Source organism: Agromyces sp. NSFZ (assembly GCF_056156205.1).
In genome coordinates this window covers 1957122-1975108 of sequence record NZ_CM149585.1, presented here as the reverse complement: position 1 = coordinate 1975108, position 17987 = coordinate 1957122, and the positions used below count along the sequence as shown (strand labels likewise).

The 17987-nt window shown below is 70.9% G+C and carries 17 protein-coding genes; 4 read left to right on the top strand and 13 right to left on the bottom strand.

Annotation, left to right across the window (positions count from 1 at the left end; genetic code table 11):
• Positions 1-61 precede the first annotated feature (61 nt).
• The 6 genes from pabB to ACVFI9_RS09370 all read right to left on the bottom strand — a co-directional run bounded on the left by pabB (position 62) and on the right by ACVFI9_RS09370 (position 8976).
• On the bottom strand, positions 62-1492 hold the full coding sequence (gene pabB, locus ACVFI9_RS09395) for an aminodeoxychorismate synthase component I (protein ID WP_474766001.1): 1431 nt from the start codon (positions 1490-1492) through the stop codon (positions 62-64).
• Between the two features lie 55 nt (positions 1493-1547).
• Positions 1548-3083 carry a M20/M25/M40 family metallo-hydrolase gene (locus ACVFI9_RS09390; RefSeq protein ID WP_474766000.1) on the bottom strand — a complete coding sequence of 512 codons (1536 nt, stop codon included), beginning with the start codon at positions 3081-3083 and terminating at the stop codon, positions 1548-1550.
• A 98-nt stretch (positions 3084-3181) separates the two neighbouring features.
• The gene (gene cydC, locus ACVFI9_RS09385; RefSeq protein ID WP_474765998.1) at positions 3182-4903 is read right to left on the bottom strand and encodes a thiol reductant ABC exporter subunit CydC; all 1722 of its coding nucleotides are present in this window, start codon (positions 4901-4903) and stop codon (positions 3182-3184) included.
• Positions 4896-6542, bottom strand: coding sequence for a thiol reductant ABC exporter subunit CydD (gene cydD / locus ACVFI9_RS09380; protein ID WP_474765997.1), 1647 nt, complete (start codon positions 6540-6542; stop codon positions 4896-4898). The genes cydC and cydD overlap by 8 nt, the downstream gene beginning before the upstream one ends.
• A 2-nt stretch (positions 6543-6544) precedes the next feature.
• Positions 6545-7552 carry a cytochrome d ubiquinol oxidase subunit II gene (gene cydB / locus ACVFI9_RS09375; RefSeq protein ID WP_474765995.1) on the bottom strand — a complete coding sequence of 336 codons (1008 nt, stop codon included), beginning with the start codon at positions 7550-7552 and terminating at the stop codon, positions 6545-6547.
• An 11-nt stretch (positions 7553-7563) separates the two neighbouring features.
• Complete coding sequence (locus tag ACVFI9_RS09370; RefSeq protein WP_474765994.1) at positions 7564-8976, bottom strand: cytochrome ubiquinol oxidase subunit I; 1413 nt, start codon at positions 8974-8976, stop codon at positions 7564-7566.
• 111 nt (positions 8977-9087) lie between these two features.
• On the opposite strand from ACVFI9_RS09370, the gene ACVFI9_RS09365 reads away from it, so the two are divergent.
• The 3 genes from ACVFI9_RS09365 to ACVFI9_RS09355 are packed head-to-tail and all read left to right on the top strand — an operon-like array spanning position 9088 to position 11227.
• A complete protein-coding gene (locus tag ACVFI9_RS09365; protein WP_474765993.1) occupies positions 9088-9459 on the top strand; it encodes a BlaI/MecI/CopY family transcriptional regulator in 372 nt (123 codons plus the stop codon).
• 1 nt (position 9460) lies between these two features.
• Complete coding sequence (locus ACVFI9_RS09360; RefSeq protein ID WP_474765992.1) at positions 9461-10426, top strand: M56 family metallopeptidase; 966 nt, start codon at positions 9461-9463, stop codon at positions 10424-10426.
• Between the two features lie 39 nt (positions 10427-10465).
• Positions 10466-11227 carry a DedA family protein gene (locus tag ACVFI9_RS09355; RefSeq protein WP_474765991.1) on the top strand — a complete coding sequence of 254 codons (762 nt, stop codon included), beginning with the start codon at positions 10466-10468 and terminating at the stop codon, positions 11225-11227.
• Here the strand turns inward: ACVFI9_RS09355 and ACVFI9_RS09350 are convergent.
• The 5 genes from ACVFI9_RS09350 to ACVFI9_RS09330 form a co-directional block, all read right to left on the bottom strand.
• Positions 11224-12150 carry an ABC transporter substrate-binding protein gene (locus tag ACVFI9_RS09350; RefSeq protein ID WP_474765989.1) on the bottom strand — a complete coding sequence of 309 codons (927 nt, stop codon included), beginning with the start codon at positions 12148-12150 and terminating at the stop codon, positions 11224-11226. The genes ACVFI9_RS09355 and ACVFI9_RS09350 overlap by 4 nt on opposite strands.
• A gap of 23 nt (positions 12151-12173) precedes the next feature.
• Positions 12174-12890 carry an ABC transporter permease gene (locus ACVFI9_RS09345; RefSeq protein WP_474765987.1) on the bottom strand — a complete coding sequence of 239 codons (717 nt, stop codon included), beginning with the start codon at positions 12888-12890 and terminating at the stop codon, positions 12174-12176.
• On the bottom strand, positions 12887-13576 hold the full coding sequence (locus ACVFI9_RS09340) for an ABC transporter permease (RefSeq protein ID WP_474765986.1): 690 nt from the start codon (positions 13574-13576) through the stop codon (positions 12887-12889). The genes ACVFI9_RS09345 and ACVFI9_RS09340 overlap by 4 nt, the downstream gene beginning before the upstream one ends.
• Positions 13573-14385 carry an ABC transporter ATP-binding protein gene (locus ACVFI9_RS09335; RefSeq protein ID WP_474765984.1) on the bottom strand — a complete coding sequence of 271 codons (813 nt, stop codon included), beginning with the start codon at positions 14383-14385 and terminating at the stop codon, positions 13573-13575. The genes ACVFI9_RS09340 and ACVFI9_RS09335 overlap by 4 nt, the downstream gene beginning before the upstream one ends.
• A 97-nt stretch (positions 14386-14482) precedes the next feature.
• Positions 14483-15145 (bottom strand): TetR/AcrR family transcriptional regulator, encoded by a 663-nt coding sequence (locus ACVFI9_RS09330; RefSeq protein WP_474765983.1) that lies wholly within the window; start codon positions 15143-15145, stop codon positions 14483-14485.
• 111 nt (positions 15146-15256) lie between these two features.
• Here ACVFI9_RS09330 and ACVFI9_RS09325 point away from each other — a divergent pair, with 111 nt between their 5' ends.
• Positions 15257-16312, top strand: a complete 1056-nt coding sequence (locus tag ACVFI9_RS09325; RefSeq protein WP_474765981.1) for an App1 family protein — start codon at positions 15257-15259, stop codon at positions 16310-16312.
• Here the strand turns inward: ACVFI9_RS09325 and ACVFI9_RS09320 are convergent.
• Positions 16285-17349, bottom strand: a complete 1065-nt coding sequence (locus tag ACVFI9_RS09320) for a quinone-dependent dihydroorotate dehydrogenase (protein ID WP_474765979.1) — start codon at positions 17347-17349, stop codon at positions 16285-16287. The genes ACVFI9_RS09325 and ACVFI9_RS09320 overlap by 28 nt on opposite strands.
• 60 nt (positions 17350-17409) lie before the next feature.
• On the bottom strand, positions 17410-17883 hold the full coding sequence (gene nrdR / locus ACVFI9_RS09315; RefSeq protein ID WP_159602337.1) for a transcriptional regulator NrdR: 474 nt from the start codon (positions 17881-17883) through the stop codon (positions 17410-17412).
• Positions 17884-17987 lie beyond the last annotated feature (104 nt).

Sequence of the window (17987 nt, the reverse complement as noted above, 5' to 3'; positions counted from 1 at the left end):
CGGCGTCCGCACGTCCGTCGGGCACGCCGAATCACGGCGCGCGCTCGGACATCCAGCCTACTCACTCCACGCGGTCGGATGCCGCGCCGAGCACACGTAGCAGCGCCCGCGCCTTGACCCGAGTCTCCTCGATCTCCTCGGCGGCCACCGAGAGCGCGGTGATGCCGCCGCCGGTGCCGATGCTCGCGCCCGCCGGGGTGAGCACGATCGACCGGATGACCATGGCGAGGTCGGCGCTGCCGTCGACCGAGAGGTAGCCGAAGGCGCCCGAGTAGACCCCCCTCGGACCTTCCTCGAGCTCGTGCAGGATCGTCATGGCGCTGTGCTTCGGGGCGCCGGTCATCGACCCGGCGGGGAACGCGGCTCGCACCGCGTCGAGTGCGGTGAGCGGATGCCGCAGCCGCGCCTGCACGGTCGAGACGAGCTGGTGCACGTGGGCGTACTCCTCGACAGCCAGCAGGCTCGGCACGCTCACCGAGCCGAGTTCCGCGATGCGGCCGAGGTCGTTGCGCATGAGGTCGACGATCATGAGGTTCTCGGCGCGTTCCTTCTCGCTCTCGACGAGCTCGCGCCTGAGCGCCGCGTCGCTGACCGGGTCCGTGCCGCGTGGACGCGTGCCCTTCATGGGCTTCGTAGACACGACGCGGTCGGCGCCGACGTGCAGGAACAGCTCGGGCGAGGCGCTGAGCAGGGCGACGTCGCCGAACCGCACGTAGCCGCCGTGATGGCTGGGGCTCGACGCCCGCAGCGCGAGATACGTCGCCGCCGGGTCCGGTCGCACGTCGACATCGACCCGGTTGGTGAGGCAGAGCTGATACGCATCCCCGCGCACGATGGCCGCCTGACAGCGGGCGATGAGCTCGGCGTAGTGGCCGGCATCGTGCCGCCACCGCACGGTGGGCTGTGACGACCGGGCCGCCCCGCCGGCCGACGGCGCCGGCACCCCCTCGGACGTCGACGTGAGCGCCGACGCGACCTCGTCGGCCCACGCTGCGCCCGACGGTGCCGTGCCCTCGTCGTCACCCTCGAGCCAGACGAGGCGCACCTCGTTCACCGCGTGATCGAACACGATCGCCCGATCGACGAAGAGGAACGCGGCATCCGGCGTCTCGGCCGGTGCGACCGGCACGTCGTCGGATGCGGCGCCGAGTTCGTAGCCGAACCAGCCGAACCAGCCGAGCGGCCCGGCGTCGGCGCCGTCGGTGACCGTGTCACCGAGGCGCTCGGCCATGACGTCGAACACGGATGCCTCGTCCGTCACGCCCGAGGCATCATCCGCACCAGGAGTCGAGCGGGTCACCGTGCCGCGCACGACGTCGGCCGTGACGAACACGCTGCCCGGGTGCGCCGATGCGAGGACGCTGAGCCCCGCCGTGGCATCCGCTCCCCCGTCGAGCCAGACCGCATGCGTCGCGTCGGCGTAGTGCGCCCGGAAGACCGCGTCTGGGTCGTGCCACGGATCGAGCGTGCGTGAACGGATGCGGCGCGGCATCCTCCAAGCCTAGGAGGGCGGCGCGATCGCTCGCGCCGCCCTCCCGTTCAGTGGATCAGCGGAGTGCCTGGTGACCCTTGTACGCCCAGTCGATCTGGCCGACCGCCTTGCCCTTGCCCGTGCCGTTGACCGCGGAGGTCGTCTCGGCGAAGGTCAGGGTGGAGTGCGCGACCGCATCGGCCATCAGGTCGAGGGTGTCCTCGTCGAGGTTGTCGATGTCATCGCACGCGGCGTGGTAGCACGGGTCGTACGCGATACCCGCCGTTCCACCGAAGATCGCCGCCTGCTCGGCCGACTTGATGCCCTCGGCGCCCGTGAAGAGGCCACCCGCGGGGATGCCCGCCTCGATGAAGCCGAAGTAGTCGCTACGGCCGTCGAAGTCCGTCGGCTCCGAGTTCGAACCCACGGCGGTGAAGAAGTCGGCGAAGACGTCCTCGATCACGCCCGACCCGTTGGGACCCGACACCCCGAGCGCATCGCCGTCGCCGTCGTAGACGAAGTTCACCGCGTTCGGCGAGCCGACCATGTCGAAGTTCAGGTTCAGCGCCGTGTCCTTGATCTCGCGGGCGCTCAGCTGCGACACGTAGTAGCTCGACCCGATGAGCCCGTCCTCCTCGCCGCTCCAGAAGGCGAACCGCACGCGATTCTCGTTCTGGATGCCGAGGTCGGCCATCTGCAGCGCGGTCTCGAGGATCGTCGCGATGCCCGAGCCGTTGTCGTTGATGCCGGGCCCTTCGGAGACGGAGTCGAGGTGACCGCCGACGACGACCGTACGATCGGTGCGACCGGTCGTGGTGTCCGCGAGCAGGTTCTCGGTGTTCACCGTGGTGATGTTCACCTGCAGGGTCAGCGAAAGCGCGAGTCCCGGCGTCGTGGCCCACTCGGCGCCACGGGCGTACGAGGTGCTCACCACGGGAATCGAGCGGACGGGTTCACCGAGCGTGCCGCCGAACAGCGACAGCCGGTCGTCGCCGGGCACGACGTTGCCCTGGTTGAAGATGATCACGGCGCTCGCACCGGCCGCGATGGCGTTGTCGGCCTTCACCGAGAAGTTGCAGGTTCCGCGCTGGATGAGGGCGATGTTGCCCGCAGGGAACCCGGTGAAGTCGGCGGCCTCGCAACCGCTCGAGCTCGCGTGGTCACCGGTGAGGTTGACGTCGACCACCGTGACCGGGGCCGATGCGGTGCCGCCGCCCGAGAAGTCCATCGGGTAGTAGTCGACCCCGAAGACATACGGGACCTGCCCCGGCGCCGTCTGGCTGAGCGATGAACCCGTGAAGTCCGTGCGCTCGTACGTGAACGCCTGACGCCAGGTGTGGTAGCCGGCCGTCTCGAGGAGGCCCTCCACGTAGTCGACGGAGGCGTCGTGGCCGGGCGTGCCGGCGGCGCGGTTTCCGCCGTTCGCATTCGCGATCGCCTGGAGCTCCGTGAGGTGCGTCATGACGCCTTCGACCGTGACGGCCTCGCGGAGATCCGCGGTGTCGACGACGGTCGCGGCCTGCGCGGGGATCGCGATCGCGAGCGAGCCGCAGACCGCGGCCGACGCCGCGATGGCGCCGACCCTGAGAGAGGTACGAGTTCGATGGTTCACTTCGACTCCTTCGTCGGGAGGTGTTCGTGTCCACCGCGACCGTGGTGACGATCGCAGCTGGCCGCGAGCTTCGGTGATCGCAGCCGTTCCCGCTGACGCTAGCGCAACCGATGCGCGGTCGGAAGGGGGTTCTGCAACGCGGCGCGGCCGTGCTCGAGCGTGAGCACACGGTCGACGAGGTCGGGATCGACGGCGGTGTGCGAGATGAGGACCACCGTGCGTCCGGATGCCGCCGCGGCATCCGCAAGGTCTCGTAGCAACGCCTCGGCGCGGTCGGGATCGACATTGGCGGTCGGCTCGTCGAGCACGAGCACCGGGAAGTCGGCGAGCATGGCGCGGGCGAGCGCGATACGCTGCGCCTGGCCGCCCGAGACGAGCGCACCCCGCTCGCCGACCCGGGCATCGAGACCGCCGCGCTCCTCGACCCAGTCGCGAAGGCCGACCCGCTCCAGCACGTCGAGGAGCTCGTCGTCGCTCGCCGTGTCGCGCGCGAAGATGAGGTTCTGGCGAAGGTCTTCGTCGAACAGCCACGGACGTTGTTCGACGAGGCCGACGAGCCGACGCACGTCGCGCGGCTCCAGCGTCGACGCCTCGACGTCGCCGAGCCGGTAGGAGCCCTCGTAGTCGAGGAAGCGCACGAGCACGTGCGCGAGCGTCGACTTGCCCGCCCCGGATTCCCCGCGCACCAGCAACCGCTCCCCGGGAGCGATGGCGAGGTCGAGCCCGTCGAGCACCGGACGTGGATCATCGCGGCCATCGAGGTGCGGCCACCGAGCCCGGATGCCGGTCAGGGCGATCGCGGGTGGAGGCGTGGCCGTGGGCGGGTCCGCGGGGTCGGCCGGCGACCGCGGAATGCCGCCCGGCACCTCGTCGGGAACCGCGTGGGCCACTCGCTCCGCGCTCGACCGGGCGAGGCGGAGGGCGCTCGCCGCGAGGGGCAGCGCGGCCGCGACCTCGGCGATCGCGAGCGGCACGAGGCAGAGCACCGCGAAGGTGGGTCCGTCGATCCGTCCGGCCTCGAGGAGTGGGGCGGACGCCGCGAGGCTCGCCGCCACCGCGACTCCGCCGACCGCCGTCATCGCCGCTGCGGCGGCACCCGTGGCGGCGGCCCGAGCGCGCGTGGCGCGCGCAAGCCGAGCGCCGAGGGCCTCGATCGCGCGACGACCGGACGCCGCCGAGTCGAAGGCCACCAGCACGTCGAGCGCCTGCACGTGGTCGACGATCGCGGCCTGCAGCTGTCCCCGCAGCGGTGCGAGCGTGCGTTCGGCGCGCACCGCAGCCCAGCGCTGCACGAGCAGCGTGCCGCCGACGCCGAGCACGAGGCATCCGAGCACCGCCCCGGCCGAGCCGGGCGCGATGAGCGCGACGCCCGCGACCGCGGCGGCGAGCACCACGAGGGCACTCGCGACGGGCTGCACCACCCGGAGGGGCACGTTCTGCAGCTCGTCGACGTCGCCGACGAAGCGCGCGAGGAGGTCGCCGCGGCGGGTCGCGGTGAGGCCGTCGGGCGCGACCGGCAGCATTCGCTCGAAGACGCCGGATCGGATCTCGGCGAGCTGGCGGAAGGAGGCGTCGTGGCCGGAGAGCCGTTCGAGGTATCGGAACACCGCACGACCCAGCGCGAAGGCGCGAACGCCGACGATGCCGAGCGAGAGGTAGAGCACGGGCGGCTGCTCGGCGGCACGGGCGATGAGCCAGGCGGATGCCGCGAGGAGCGCCACGCTCGAGCCGCCGGAGGCGATGCCCGCGAGGACGGCGGGGAGCAGCCGCCGGAACGACGGCACGGCGCGTCGCATCATGGCACGGGTGGGATCAGGCATGCACCACCGCCAGGTCGTGGGTCGCATCTGCGAACGCGACGAGTCCCGATCGGTGGGTCGCCACGATGACGACCCGGCCTTCTGCGGCGAGTTCTCGGAGCCCTCGCCCGAGGTCGGCCTCTCGACGCGGGTCGAGCGCCGAGCTCGGCTCGTCGAGCAGCAGCACCCGGCCGTCGCGTGCCAGCAGCCGATGGATCGCCCGCGCCGTGGCGACCCGCTGGGCCTGCCCGCCTGAGAGTCCGCTGCCGCCGGGTCCGAGCAGGCGCCCCGAGTCGAGTTCGACCCCCGCGAGGCGCAGTGCGCGCTCGAGGAGTGCGGGAGCCGCCGACTCGTCGCCGAGGCGCACGTTGTCGGCGATCGACCCCGCGAGGAGGGTCGCCGACTGCCCGGCCCACGCGATCGCCGAACGGTCGCCCGACCGCAGCGGCCGGCCGTCGAGCTCGATCGCCCCATCGGCGGTCTCGAACCCGAGGATGGCCGCGAAAAGGGTCGACTTGCCCGAGCCGCTCTCCCCCGTGACCGCGGTAACCTGGCCGGCCGAGGCGTCGAGGTGTACCCCATCGAGGACGAGCCGGTCATCTCGCCGCACGCGGACGTCGGCGAGGCGGAGGCCCGAGCCGTCCCCGGTGCCGATGTCGGCGAGCGGAGCGGGCGCGGCATCGGCATCGTGGGCCGACGCGCTCCGCCGCGCCGCGGCATCCAGCAGGTCGAACGCATCGGAGGACGCCGTCACGCCTTCGGCCGAGGCGTGGAAGGCCGCGCCGACGTTCCGCAGCGGCAGGAACACCTCGGGCGCGAGCACGAGCACGAAGAGCCCGGGCGCGAGGGTCATGTCCCCCGACACGAGCCGGAGGCCGATCGACACCGCGACGAGCGCGACCGAGAGGCTCGCCGCGAACTCCAGCGTGAAGCCCGAGAGGAACGTGATGCGCAGCACCTTCATGGTGCGTGACCGGTACTCGTCGGTGACCGCGCGGATGCGGCCGACCTGACGATCGGCACGACCGAAGACCTTCAACGTCGAGAGCCCGCCGACGACCTCGAGGAACCCTCGGGAGAGCGTCGCGAGGCTGTCCCACTGGCGACGCTGGACCGCCCCTGTGGCGAGTCCGATGAGGGCCATGAACACCGGGATCAGCGGCAGCACGATCACGAGCACGAGCCCCGACAGGGGGTCGGCGATCCAGGCGGCCGCGATGAGGATCGGCGTGAGGATGACACTCAGCACGAGCTGCGGCAGGTAGCTGCCGAAGTAACCGTCGAGGGCGTCGAGCCCGGGGCCGAGGAGGGTGGCGATGCGCGCCGTCGGAAAGCCGGGGACGCCGGTCGGCCGCGCCTCCAGCGCCTCGAGGAGCTCGCCGCGCAGTTCGGCCTTCACACGCAGGGCGCCGGCTGAGCCCGCCAGGTCCCACAGCCAGGCCGCGAAGGCCCGAGCGGATGCCGCGACGACGAGCGCGACGAGGAGGGGCCAGCCCCGCGACATCCGATCGCCCTCGATGAGCCCGACCACGAGCGACGCGAGTGCCCAGGCGAACACGAGCACGGCGCCCGCCTGCACGAGCGCGAGCGCGCCGCCCGCGAGCAGGAACCCGCGGGCGGCGCGGGAGCGCCTGACGAGTCGAGGATCGAGGGGCTTCACGTTCAGTGCACGGCGGCGGCCTCGACCGAGGCCCGGGTGACGCGTTTGCGGAAGATCCAGTACGTCCAGCCCTGATAGGCGAGCACGAGCGGCATGAACACGAGCGCCACCCAGCTCATGACCGTGAGTGTGTACTCCGAGCTCGAGGCATTCGCGATCGTGAGGCTGTTCGCGGGGTCGTTCGACGCGGGCATGACGTCGGGGAAGAGCGCGGCGAAGAGCGCCGCCACGGCCGTGGCGACCGTGATCGCGAGGAACGTGAAGGCGATGCCCTCAGCTCCGCGGGCATTCGCCAGCCAGCCCGCGATCAGGGCGAGCGCGGCGACCGCGGCGAGGATCCAGAACCAGAGGGTGCCGAACGCGAGGCCCGTCCAGACGAGGAAGCCGGCGGCCACGACGATCGTGACGATGCCCGAGCGTGCGGCGAGGCGCCGGGCGCGGGCACGCAGATCGCCGTCGGTCTTCAGCGAGACGAACACGACACCATGGGTGAAGAACAGCAGCAGGGTCGTGAGACCGCCGAGCAGGGCGTACGGGTTCAGGAGATCGAAGATCGTGCCGAGGTAGTTGTGGTTCTCGTCGAGCGGCACGCCCTGCACGATGTTCGCGAACGCCACGCCCCAGAGCAGCGCCGGCACGGCCGAGCCGACGATGATCATGAGGTCGAACCGGCGCTTCCACTGCGACTCGGGCCGCTGGTGCCGGTACTCGAACGAGACCCCGCGTGCGATGAGGGCGAGGAGGATGAGCAGCAGCGGGAGGTAGAACCCCGAGAACAGCGTCGCGTACCACTCGGGGAACGCCGCGAACAGCGACGCCCCGGCCACGATCACCCAGGTCTCGTTGAGGTCCCAGACCGGACCGATCGTGTTGATGACCACGCGCCGGTCGGTGTCGTCGCGACCGAGGAACGGCAGCGACATCCCGACGCCGAAGTCGAAGCCGTCGAGCACGAAGTAGCCGACGAAGAGGAACGCGACGATCCAGAACCAGAGCACCGTGAGATCCATTGCGCTTCCTCCTAGTACACCGTGGTGGCGGGCTCGACCCGACCGGTCTCGGGATCGGGTTCGCCGACGTCGGGCGGGCCGTTCTGGATGGCCCGGATCACGAGCCGCACCTCGACGACCGCGAGCGCCCCGTAGACGAGGGTGAACGCGATGAGCGAGATGAGCACGTCCAGGCCGGTGACGTTCGGCGAGACCGCCGACGCCGTCGGCAGCAGGCTGAAGACGATCCAGGGCTGGCGGCCCATCTCGGTGAAGATCCAGCCGACGCTCATCGCGGCCATCGAGAGCGGGAAGCTCCAGATCGCGACCTTCCACACCCACCGCTGCCGCGGCATCCGGCCCTTGCGGGTCAGCCAGAGGCCGACCACGGCGATGAGCACGTGCAGCAGGCCGAGCCCGATCATCCACCGGAACGACCAGTACGTCACCCAGATGATGGGCGTGTAGTCGCCGGGGCCCCACAGCTCGGTGTACTGGGCCTGCAGGTCGTTGATGCCTTCGACGCATCCATCGAAGGTGTGCGTCGAGAGGAACGAGAGCAGGTACGGCACCCGGATCGAGAACAGCTCGCTGCTACCGTCGGGCGTGCCGAGCGTGAAGAGCGAGAAGGACGCCGCTGCGCCGCACACCGTGTCGTAGGTGGCCTCGGCCGCGGCCATCTTCATGGGCTGCGTCGCGACCATGGCGAGGCTCAGCTGGTCGCCGGCCAGGGTGGTGAGGATGCCTGCGCCGACCATCGTCCACAGCCCGAACTTCAGGGCCGGCCGCATGGTGTCGAGGTGCTGGTTGCGCGCCAGATGCCAGGCCGCGGCGCTGATGACGAGGCCCGCCGTCACCATGAAGCTCGCGGCGATGGTGTGGGGGAACGCCGCGAGCACCACCTGGTTGGTGAGCACCTCCCAGATGTCGACGAGCTCGGCCCGGCCCTTCTCGGCGTTCAGCTCGTAGCCCACCGGGTTCTGCATGAACGCGTTCGCGGCGAGGATGAAGTACGCCGACACGACCGTGCCGACCGCCGTCGCCCAGATGGTGGCCAGGTGCAGCCCGCGCGGGAGCTTGTCCCAGCCGAAGATCCAGAGCCCGATGAACGTCGCCTCGAAGAAGAAGGCGAGCAGGCCCTCCATCGCGAGCGGCGCCCCGAAGACGTCGCCCACGAACCTGGAGTACTCCGACCAGTTCATGCCGAACTGGAACTCCTGCACGATGCCGGTGACGACGCCCATGGCGAAGTTGATGAGGAAGATCGTGCCGAAGAACCGGGTGATGCGCAGGTACTCGGTCTTGCCGGTGCGGTACCACGCGGTCTGGAAGACGGCCGTGACGGTGGCGAGGCCGATGGTCAACGGCACGAAGAGGAAGTGGTAGACGGTCGTGATGCCGAACTGCCACCTGGCGAGGAGCAGCGGGTCGAGCAGTTCGTTCACGGAGGTCCCTTTCACGAAGTTGCGACGGTTCCGACGAGATTCTACAACTCGTAGAACATCGTTCTTCTACCGAGCGTAGAACATTCAGGCGGTCGGCGGTACTCTGGTGTCATGGCGAGTCTCGGCGAACTCGAGCGCTCCGTGATGGAGTTGCTCTGGACGAACGATGCCGCCCTCACGGCGAACGAACTGCGCGACACGCTCGCCGTGCGCGACGATTCCGGTCGAACGGTCGCCACCACCACGATGCTCACGGTACTCTCCCGGCTCGAGCGCAAGGGCTTCGTCTCCCGGTCGCGCGACGTGCGTCCGCACCGCTACCGCGCCCTGCTCAGTCGCGAGGAGCACACCGCCGAGCTCATGCACGAGGTGCTCGACCAGTCCTCCGACCGCGCCGCGGCCCTTGCGCGCTTCGTCGGCACCGTGAGCGAAGGCGAGGCGAACACCCTGCGGCGACTCCTCGACGAGCTCGCCCACCACTGACGTGTTCGTCGTCGCCGGCGTGCTCGGCGCGCTCGCCCTCGCGCTCGCCTGGCCGGTGCCGGTGCTGCTCTCCCGAGCGGCGTGGCCCGCCCGCGCACCCGCCGTCGCACTCACGCTGTGGGAGGCCATCGCGCTCGCGGGTGGGCTGTCGATGATCGGATGCCTCCTCGCGTTCGGTGCGGCGCCCGGCGGGTCGCTGCCCGCAGCCATCGCCGACCTCGCCCCGGTGCTCCTCGAAGGGCCCATCCCGCCCGGGTACGGCGCCCTCGAGATCGCGGCACTGACACTCGCCGGCGCGGTGGCCCTGCTGCTGATGCTGAATCTCGCCTTCACGGCGGTGCGGGCCGAACGCGAGCGGCGGCGGCAGCACCAGCTCGTCGACGTCCTGAGCCACCCCATGCCCGGCGACCCGCGCACGCGCGTGCTCGCGCACCCGGTGCCGCTCGCGTACTGCGTGCCCGGCATCCGCACGACCACGGTGCTCACCGACGGCCTCATCGAGGCGCTCGAACAGGATGAGCTCGCCGCCGTCATCGCACACGAGCGCACGCACCTCGACCAGCTGCACCACCTCGTCCGGCTCGCCTTCCGCGCCTGGCACAGCGCGATCCCGTGGTTCCCGATCGCGAATCGCGCCGAGCGTTCGGTCGTGACGCTGACCGAGATGCTCGCCGACGACGGCGCCCGCCGCCGGTTCGGCACGGATCCGCTTCGCCGCGCCCTGGAACAGGTCGGCAATGCCGGCGAATCCGGCGCCGTCGCGGATGCCACGCCGGGCGCGAATCCCGATGCCGCCATGCTCGCGGCCCGCCTCGAACGGCTCGAACGGCTCGACGCCCCGGCCGGCGCCGCACGCGCCGGCGAGGGGCTCCCCCGAGTCCTGCGCGGCACGGTGGTCGCGGCATCCGTCGCCCTCGTCGCCATCCCCCTGGCGTGCTACGCGATCCTCCTCGGAATCGTCCCCTAGTGTGAGGCGCCCGAACGGCGCCGCGGATACGCTCGAACCGTGAACGAGCTCCTCGACTGGATCCTCGACACGGTGCAGTCCGTCGACCCGGTCGCGCGCACGCTGCTCGCCGGCCTCGGCATCATGCTCGAGACCTCGGTGCTCATCGGACTCGTCGTGCCGGGCGACACCATCGTGCTGGTCGCGTCGACCGCGGTCGGCGGACCGCTCGAGTACGTCGCGCTCGCCCTCACCGTCATCGCGGGAGCGATCGTCGGCGAGAGCATCGGATTCGGCATCGGGCGATGGTTCGGCCCGCATATCCAGCACTCCAGGCTCGGACGCCGCATCGGTGAACAGAACTGGGTGCGGGCCCAACGCTACCTCGACCGGCGCGGAGGCCCGGCGGTGTTCATCTCGCGATTCCTGCCGGTGCTGCACTCGCTGATCCCGCTCACGGTCGGCATGAGCACGATGCGCTATCGCAAGTTCATCGCCTGGACGCTGCCCGCCTGCGTGATCTGGGCCTTCTCCTATGTCACCGTCGGCTGGCTCGCGGCGGACGGGTACCGCGAGCTGAGCCGCGAGCTGCACTGGGCGGGCTACGCGTTCGTCGCCGTCATCGTGCTGTTCCTCGTGGTGGTGTGGGGCGTCAAGAAGGTGCTCGTACGGAGCGAGGCCAGGCACATGTCCGACGCCGACGAGTCGGTCGTGCCGCCCGTCGGACCCGATGGCGTGGTGCGCCTGGTCGAGATCGTGCCCGTCGACGACGAGGGGCCGGACGCCCAGGCGCCCGGCCCCTCGGATCGCGGAACCCGTTAGAACAACGACTTCTCGGCGAGCCAGTCGGCGGCGATCTGGTCGGCCGACTGCTGCTCGTTGACGCTCAGCGCGTTGAGCGCGACGAGGTCCTCGGCGGTCAGCGCCGCGCTCACCGTGTTGATGATGTCGGCGATCTCGTCGGTGACCTTCTCGCTCACCACCGGGACGACGTTCGACGCGAGGAAGAGGCCCTCGGGGTCCTCGAGCGTCACCAGGTCGTTCGCGGCGATGTTGGGGTCGGCGCTGTAGATGTTCACCATCTGCACCTGGTTGTCGACGAGCGCCTTCAGGGTCAGCGGGCCGCCGCTGTCCTCGATCGGCGTGAACGCCACCTCGGCGCCGTAGACCTCCTTCAGACCCTCCGGACCGTACGGGCGCGTGGCGAGCTCGGAGTTGCCCCCCAGCGTGAGCGGCGTCGAGACGTCCTTGAGGTCGGCCAGGCTCGTGACGCCGTTCTCCTCGGAGAACGTCTTCGTCACGTTGTACGAGTCCTGGTCGGTCGCGGGCGACTGGTCGAGCACGCGCAGACCCTCGGGCAGCGACGTCTCGAGCTCGGCGTACACGTCGTCACTCGTCGTGGCCTCGGTGTCGGGCACGTAGTACTGGAGGAGGTTGCCCGTGTACTCGGGGAAGACATCGATCGCGCCGTCCTCGATCTCGGGCATGTAGACCTCGCGCTGGCCGATGCGGAAGTCGCGCTCGACCGTGTAGCCGTTCTCCTCCAAGGCCTGGGCGTAGATCTCGGCGACGATCTCGTTGGAGTAGTAGTCCTGCGAGCCGATGACGAGGGTCTCGGTGGAGCCCTCGCCGTCACCCGATCCGTTGTCCAGCGGATCACCCGAAGCACACCCTGCCAGGGCCACTGTCGCCCCGACCGCGACCGCTGCCAGGGCAACGAGCCGGCCTTTTCCTGCTGTGATCATTCCTGATTCCCTTCGATGATGGGTTACCCCACGGCCGCCCGCGACCGGGTCGGCCGTGAGCGGAGTTCGGTGGTGCGAGTGGCCCGCACGCCCGCGGGCACGACGAGGCGCTGCGCGAGCGCGAAGGCGCCGTCGACGACCAGCGCGAGCAGGATCACGAGGATCGCGCCGCCGAGCATCTGGCCGTAGTCGCGGGTCTTCAGGCCCTCGAAGATGAAGCGGCCGAGTCCCTCGTCGGCGATGTACGCGGCGAGGGTCGCGGTCGCGATGATCTGCAGCGTTGCCGAGCGGATCCCGCCGACGATGATCGGCATGCCCAGCGGCAGTTCGACCTTGCCGACGATCTGCCCCTCGCGCATGCCCATCGCGCGGGCCGCGTCGATGGTGCGGCGGTCGACGGATTCGAATCCCGCGTACGCCCCGGCGAGGAGCGGCGGGATCGCGAGGATCACGAGCGCCAGGATCGGCGCCCCGAGACCGATGCCGATCCAGAGGCCGAAGAGGGTGAGCACGCCGAGCGTCGGAAGCGCGCGGAGGCCGCCCGAGACCCGCACGGCCAGTTCGCGGCCTCGGCCGGTGTGGCCGACCGCGCCACCCACAGGCAGTGCGATCGCCGCCGCGATGACGAGCACGACGAGCGAGACCCACAGGTGCTCGACGAGTCGCTGCGGGATGCTCCCGGCCCCGGTCCAGTTGACCGGGTCGGCGAGCCAGGCGAGCGCGTCGAGGAGCAGGTTCATGCGGCATCCGCCGGTGTGACGACGCCCTGCGAGGCAGCGCGCGCGGTCTTCGCATCGGCGCGGGACCATGGCATGAGGAGGCGACCGAGCGCCACGGTGAGCCAGTCGAGCACGAGGGCCAGCACGATGGTGGCGACGATGCCCGTGATGATCTCGACCTGGATGCCGCGCTGGAACCCGTCGGTGAAGAGGCTGCCGAGGCTCTGCACCCCGATCACCGCGCCGACGGTGGCGAGGCTCACGGTGCTCACGATGACGACGCGGAGGCCCGAGAGGAGCACCGGGCCCGCGAGCGGGAGCTGCACGGCCCAGAACCGCCCGGCGGCCGAATACCCGACCGCGGTCGCGGACTGCAGGACGTCGCGCTCGACCGCGTCGAACGCGTCGGCGGCCGTGCGCACGATCACCGCGACGCCGTAGAGGGTCAGTGCGATCACGAGATTGAGCGGTGAGCGCAGGCTCAGCCCGGTCACGGCGGGCAGCGCGATGAAGAGCGCGAGCGAGGGGATGGCGTAGAGCAGCGCGCACAGCGACAGCAGCACGCCGCGCGACCACCGGTACCGGTGGGCGAGCCATCCGATCGGGACCGACACCACGAAGCTCAGTATGATCGCGGGCACCGACAATCCCAGGTGCACCAGCATCAGCTCGCCGACCCGGTCGAGGTTCGACCAGAGCCAGTTCACGAGGCCAGCACGCCGGCGGGGCGGCCCTCGGCGTCGACGACGAGCCGCCGTCCGTCGATCTCGGTGATGTGCAGGGCCCGCTTGCCGCGTCTCGCGCCGACGAAGTCCGCCACGAACTCGTCGGCCGGGTTCGCGAGGATCTCGGCCGGTGAGGCCGCCTGGGAGATCCGGCCGCCCTGCTGCATGATCACCACCTGGTCACCGAGGAGGAACGCCTCGTCGATGTCGTGCGTCACGAAGACGACCGTCTTGCCGAGCTCCCCCTGCAACCGCAGCAGCTCCTGCTGGAGTTCGGCCCGCACGATGGGATCGACCGCCCCGAAGGGCTCGTCCATCAGCAGGATGTTCGGATCGACCGCCAGCCCCCGTGCCACGCCGACCCGCTGCTGCTGCCCCCCCGAGAGCTGCGCCGGGTATTTGTCGGCGAGCGAGCGGTCGAGGCCGACCGTATCGAGGAGTTCGAGGGCGTGCGCGCGGGCCTCCCGCTTGCTCACGCCGCGCAGGAGCGGCACCGTGGCGACGTTGTCGACGACCTTGCGATGCGGCAGCAGCCCCGAGTTCTGCATCACGTAGCCGATGCCGCGTCGCAGCGCCACGGGGTCGACCGTCGCGACATCCGTGCCGTCGATCAGGACCTGTCCGGCGGTCGGATCGATCATGCGGTTGACCATGCGCAGGAGCGTCGTCTTGCCGGAGCCCGACGAGCCGACGAGCACCGTGGTCGTGTGCGCGGGCATCACGATGTCCACGCCCTCGACCGCGACGGTGCCGTCGGGGAACTGCTTGGTGACGCCGCGGAACTCGATCATCTGGCCGCCTCAATCCGGTCGGGGGGTCACCTGAACCAACTCGTCCCAGTTGAGCACCATTCCCGCAGCGCGGTCAACGCGATGGGCGGAGGCCGCGTCAGGCGGCGGTGCTCGCGGCCCGCACGTCGCCGAGGTGCTCGGCGAGGTAGTCGCGCACGAGGCGCTTGGCCTCGGCGAGGTATCGCACGTCGCCCGCGGCGTCTCGCTGGAACGCCCGGTTGATCAGGGCGTCGCCGAGTTCGATCGCCACGCCGAGCCGGAACCGCAGTTCGGCGGCGTCGCCGTCGACCTCGAACTCGGCCTCGATGAGCCGCGCCATGCGGTGGGCGAACTCGGGCTCCACGTCGCCATCGGCCGTCTCGCGGCGGCCGGCGTGCACCACGGTGAACCCGGGCTCGTCGCGGTAGAGCGCCGCGCACGCATCGAGCGCGACGTCGACGACGTCCCACCAGGTCTCGATCTCGACTCGTGCCATCTCGTCGGCGACCCGCTCGCGGTAGCGCCGGATCGAGCGCTCGCGGAGCGCCTGCACCACGGCGACCCGGTCGGGGAAGTACCGGTACACGGTGCCGATGGACGCACCGGCCCGCTCGGCGACCATCTGCGTCGTCAGGCGCTCGAAGCCCGTCTCGTCGACGATCTCGGCCGCGGCGTCGAGCAACGCGTCGAGTCGCTGCGTGCTGCGCCGCTGGGTCGGCTCCGTGCGTACCGCTCGCTTGCGGCTCGGATCGGCCCCAAGGATCAGGTCGACTTTCGGCACGGAACCTCCCTCGATTGCGGGGTCCACTCTACCCGGCGCAGCCGCCGACGACCGACCACCGGCCCGTCTGGCGTTTCGCGAGTGCACCAGCCCGCATGACAGACTGAGGGGATGCCGGTGAGCTCCCCGACCCCGGCCGGATCCCGCGAGCGGCAGGTCCGGCACCGAGCCGCGCGCTTCGAGGACTGGCTGCACGACATCCGCGAACGATGGGCCCGGCGACGCGGGCACATCCCGACGGTGGTGCCGTACACCGGCTACGGGTCCACCGAGTGGGTGCGCGTCTTCTGCCGCGTGCTGCTCACCCGCCCGCTGCCCGCCGACGCGTCGAAGCGCCGTCGGCGGCGGCGCGAGCAGGGCATCCGCGGCTGGCGCAGCTTCACGAGCGTGCCGGTCGGCGACGTGCCCGTGATCATCGAGATCGGCGACCAGCGCATCGAGGTGCTCGCGGATCGCGGCGGCGTCGTGGACACCAGGGTCCCCGTCGCCCTCGAGCCCGGCTGGCACCAGGTGTCGCTGCGCACCGAAGGCGCAGAGTCCGTGGAGGCGCCGGTCTGGATCGTGGGCCCAGATGTCCGCTTCGGCCTCATCTCCGACGTCGACGACACCGTGATGGTGACCGCGCTGCCGCGACCGTTCGTGGCGTTCTGGAACACGTTCGTGCTCGACGAGCACGCCCGCATCCCCACGCCGGGCATGGCCGTGCTCTACGAGCGACTCATGCGCGCGCACCCCGGCGCCCCCGTGATCTACCTCTCCACGGGTGCGTGGAACGTCGCGCCGACGCTCACCCGGTTCCTCTCCCGGAACCTCTACCCCGCCGGCCCCCTCCTCCTCACCGACTGGGGGCCGACGCACGACCGCTGGTTCCGCAGCGGACGCGAGCACAAGGAGGAGAACCTCCGCCGCATCGCGAGCGAGTTCCCCGACATCCGCTGGCTCCTCGTCGGCGACGACGGTCAGCACGACGAGGAGCTGTACGCCAGGTTCGCCGCCGAGCACCCCGAGCGGGTCGCGGCGGTCGCCATTCGCCGGCTCTCGACCGGTGAAGCGGTCCTCGCGGGCGGTCGCACGAAGGCCGAGCAACACGGCGCGAACGTGCCGTGGGTGTCAGCCAGCGATGGGTCGAACCTCGCCGATCAGCTGACCGACGTCGGCGTGCTCTGACCCGCGCGTGAACGCCGGATGCGCTCGAGCCCGCGGTTCACACGGCGGGCCCACAGCGGGCCCCGGTAGATGAACGCCGTGTAGCCCTGCACGAGCGTCGCACCCGCGTCGAGGCGCTCCTGCACGTCGTCGGCGGTGTCGACGCCGCCCACCGAGATCACGCAGAGCGCCGCGGGCACCCGGCCCCGGATGAGCCGGAGCACCTCGAGGGAGCGCGCGGCGAGCGGGGCCCCCGAGAGGCCGCCGGCCCCGATGCCCTCAACCACGGATGCCGCGGTGCGGAGCCCTTCGCGGGAGATCGTGGTGTTCGTGGCGATGATGCCGTCGAGGCCGAGCCGCACCACGAGGTCGCAGATGCGCAGCACCTCCTCGTCGGCGAGGTCGGGTGCGATCTTCACGAGGAGCGGCGTCGTGCCCGCGGCCGCACGCACCGACTCGAGCAGCGGCGCGAGCGCGTCGAGCTCCTGCAGGCCGCGCAGCCCCGGCGTGTTCGGGGAGCTCACGTTGACGACGAGGTAGTCGGCGTACGGGGAGAGGAGTCGTGCGCTCCGCTCGTAGTCCCCCACGGCGTCCTCGACGAGCGTGACCCGGCTCTTGCCGATGTTCACGCCGAGCACCGGACGGTGGGGCAGCCGTGCGAGCCTCGAGAGACGCCCGGCCGCGGCATCCGCCCCGCCGTTGTTGAACCCCATGCGGTTGATGAGCGCGCGGTCGGCAACGAGGCGGAACAGGCGCGGGCGCTCGTTGCCCGGTTGCGCGACGGCGGTGATCGTGCCCACCTCGACGTGGCCGAAGCCCAGCTGGCCGAGTCCGCGCACGGCGAGGCCGTCCTTGTCGAAGCCCGCCGCGACGCCGAACGGCGAAGGGAAGCGGAGCCCGAGCGCCTCGACGGCGAGCGACCCGTCGGGTGCCGTGAAGCGCTCGACGAGCCGGCCGAACCCGAGCGTCGGCAGCAACCGGATGAACCGGAACGCGAGATGGTGCGCGTCCTCGGGGTCGAGGCGGCTGAGGACGAGGGAGAAGAGAAGTCGATACATGCCGACACTCAGGCTATCGGAGGGCCGCACGGCGGCCGTTCGGCTCACTGGCCGTTCGGCTCACTCGACGGGACGTGCGGGGAGCCGGCCGTGCTCGGCGCGCAACTGCCCGATGGCCGACTCGAAGTCGTCGAGCGACTCGAACGCCTGGTAGACGCTCGCGAATCGGAGGTACGCGACCTCGTCGAGCTCACGCAGGGGCGGCAGGATCGCGAGGCCGATGTCGTTCGCCTCGATCTGCGAGGCACCCGTCGACCGGATGGTCTCCTCGACCTTCTGCGCCAGCACCGCGAGGTCGGAGTCGGTCACCGGACGCCCCTGGCAGGCCTTCTTCACCCCGAGCACGACCTTCTCGCGGCTGAACGGCTCGATCACGCCCGAACGCTTGATGACCGCGAGGCTCGCCGTCTCGGTCGTGGAGAACCGCCGACCGCACTCGGGGCACTGCCGGCGCCGCCGGATCGAGAGGCCGTCGTCGCTCGTGCGCGAGTCGATGACGCGGGAATCCGGGTGACGGCAGAAGGGGCAGTACATGGTGCCTCCCAGCCTAGCGGCGCACCGCCCGGCACCTGCGGCGTTCGCCGCGGGCGCAGACCTTCCCGCGGGTTCGCGCCGTCCCGCGGCCGCCCGGTGCGACA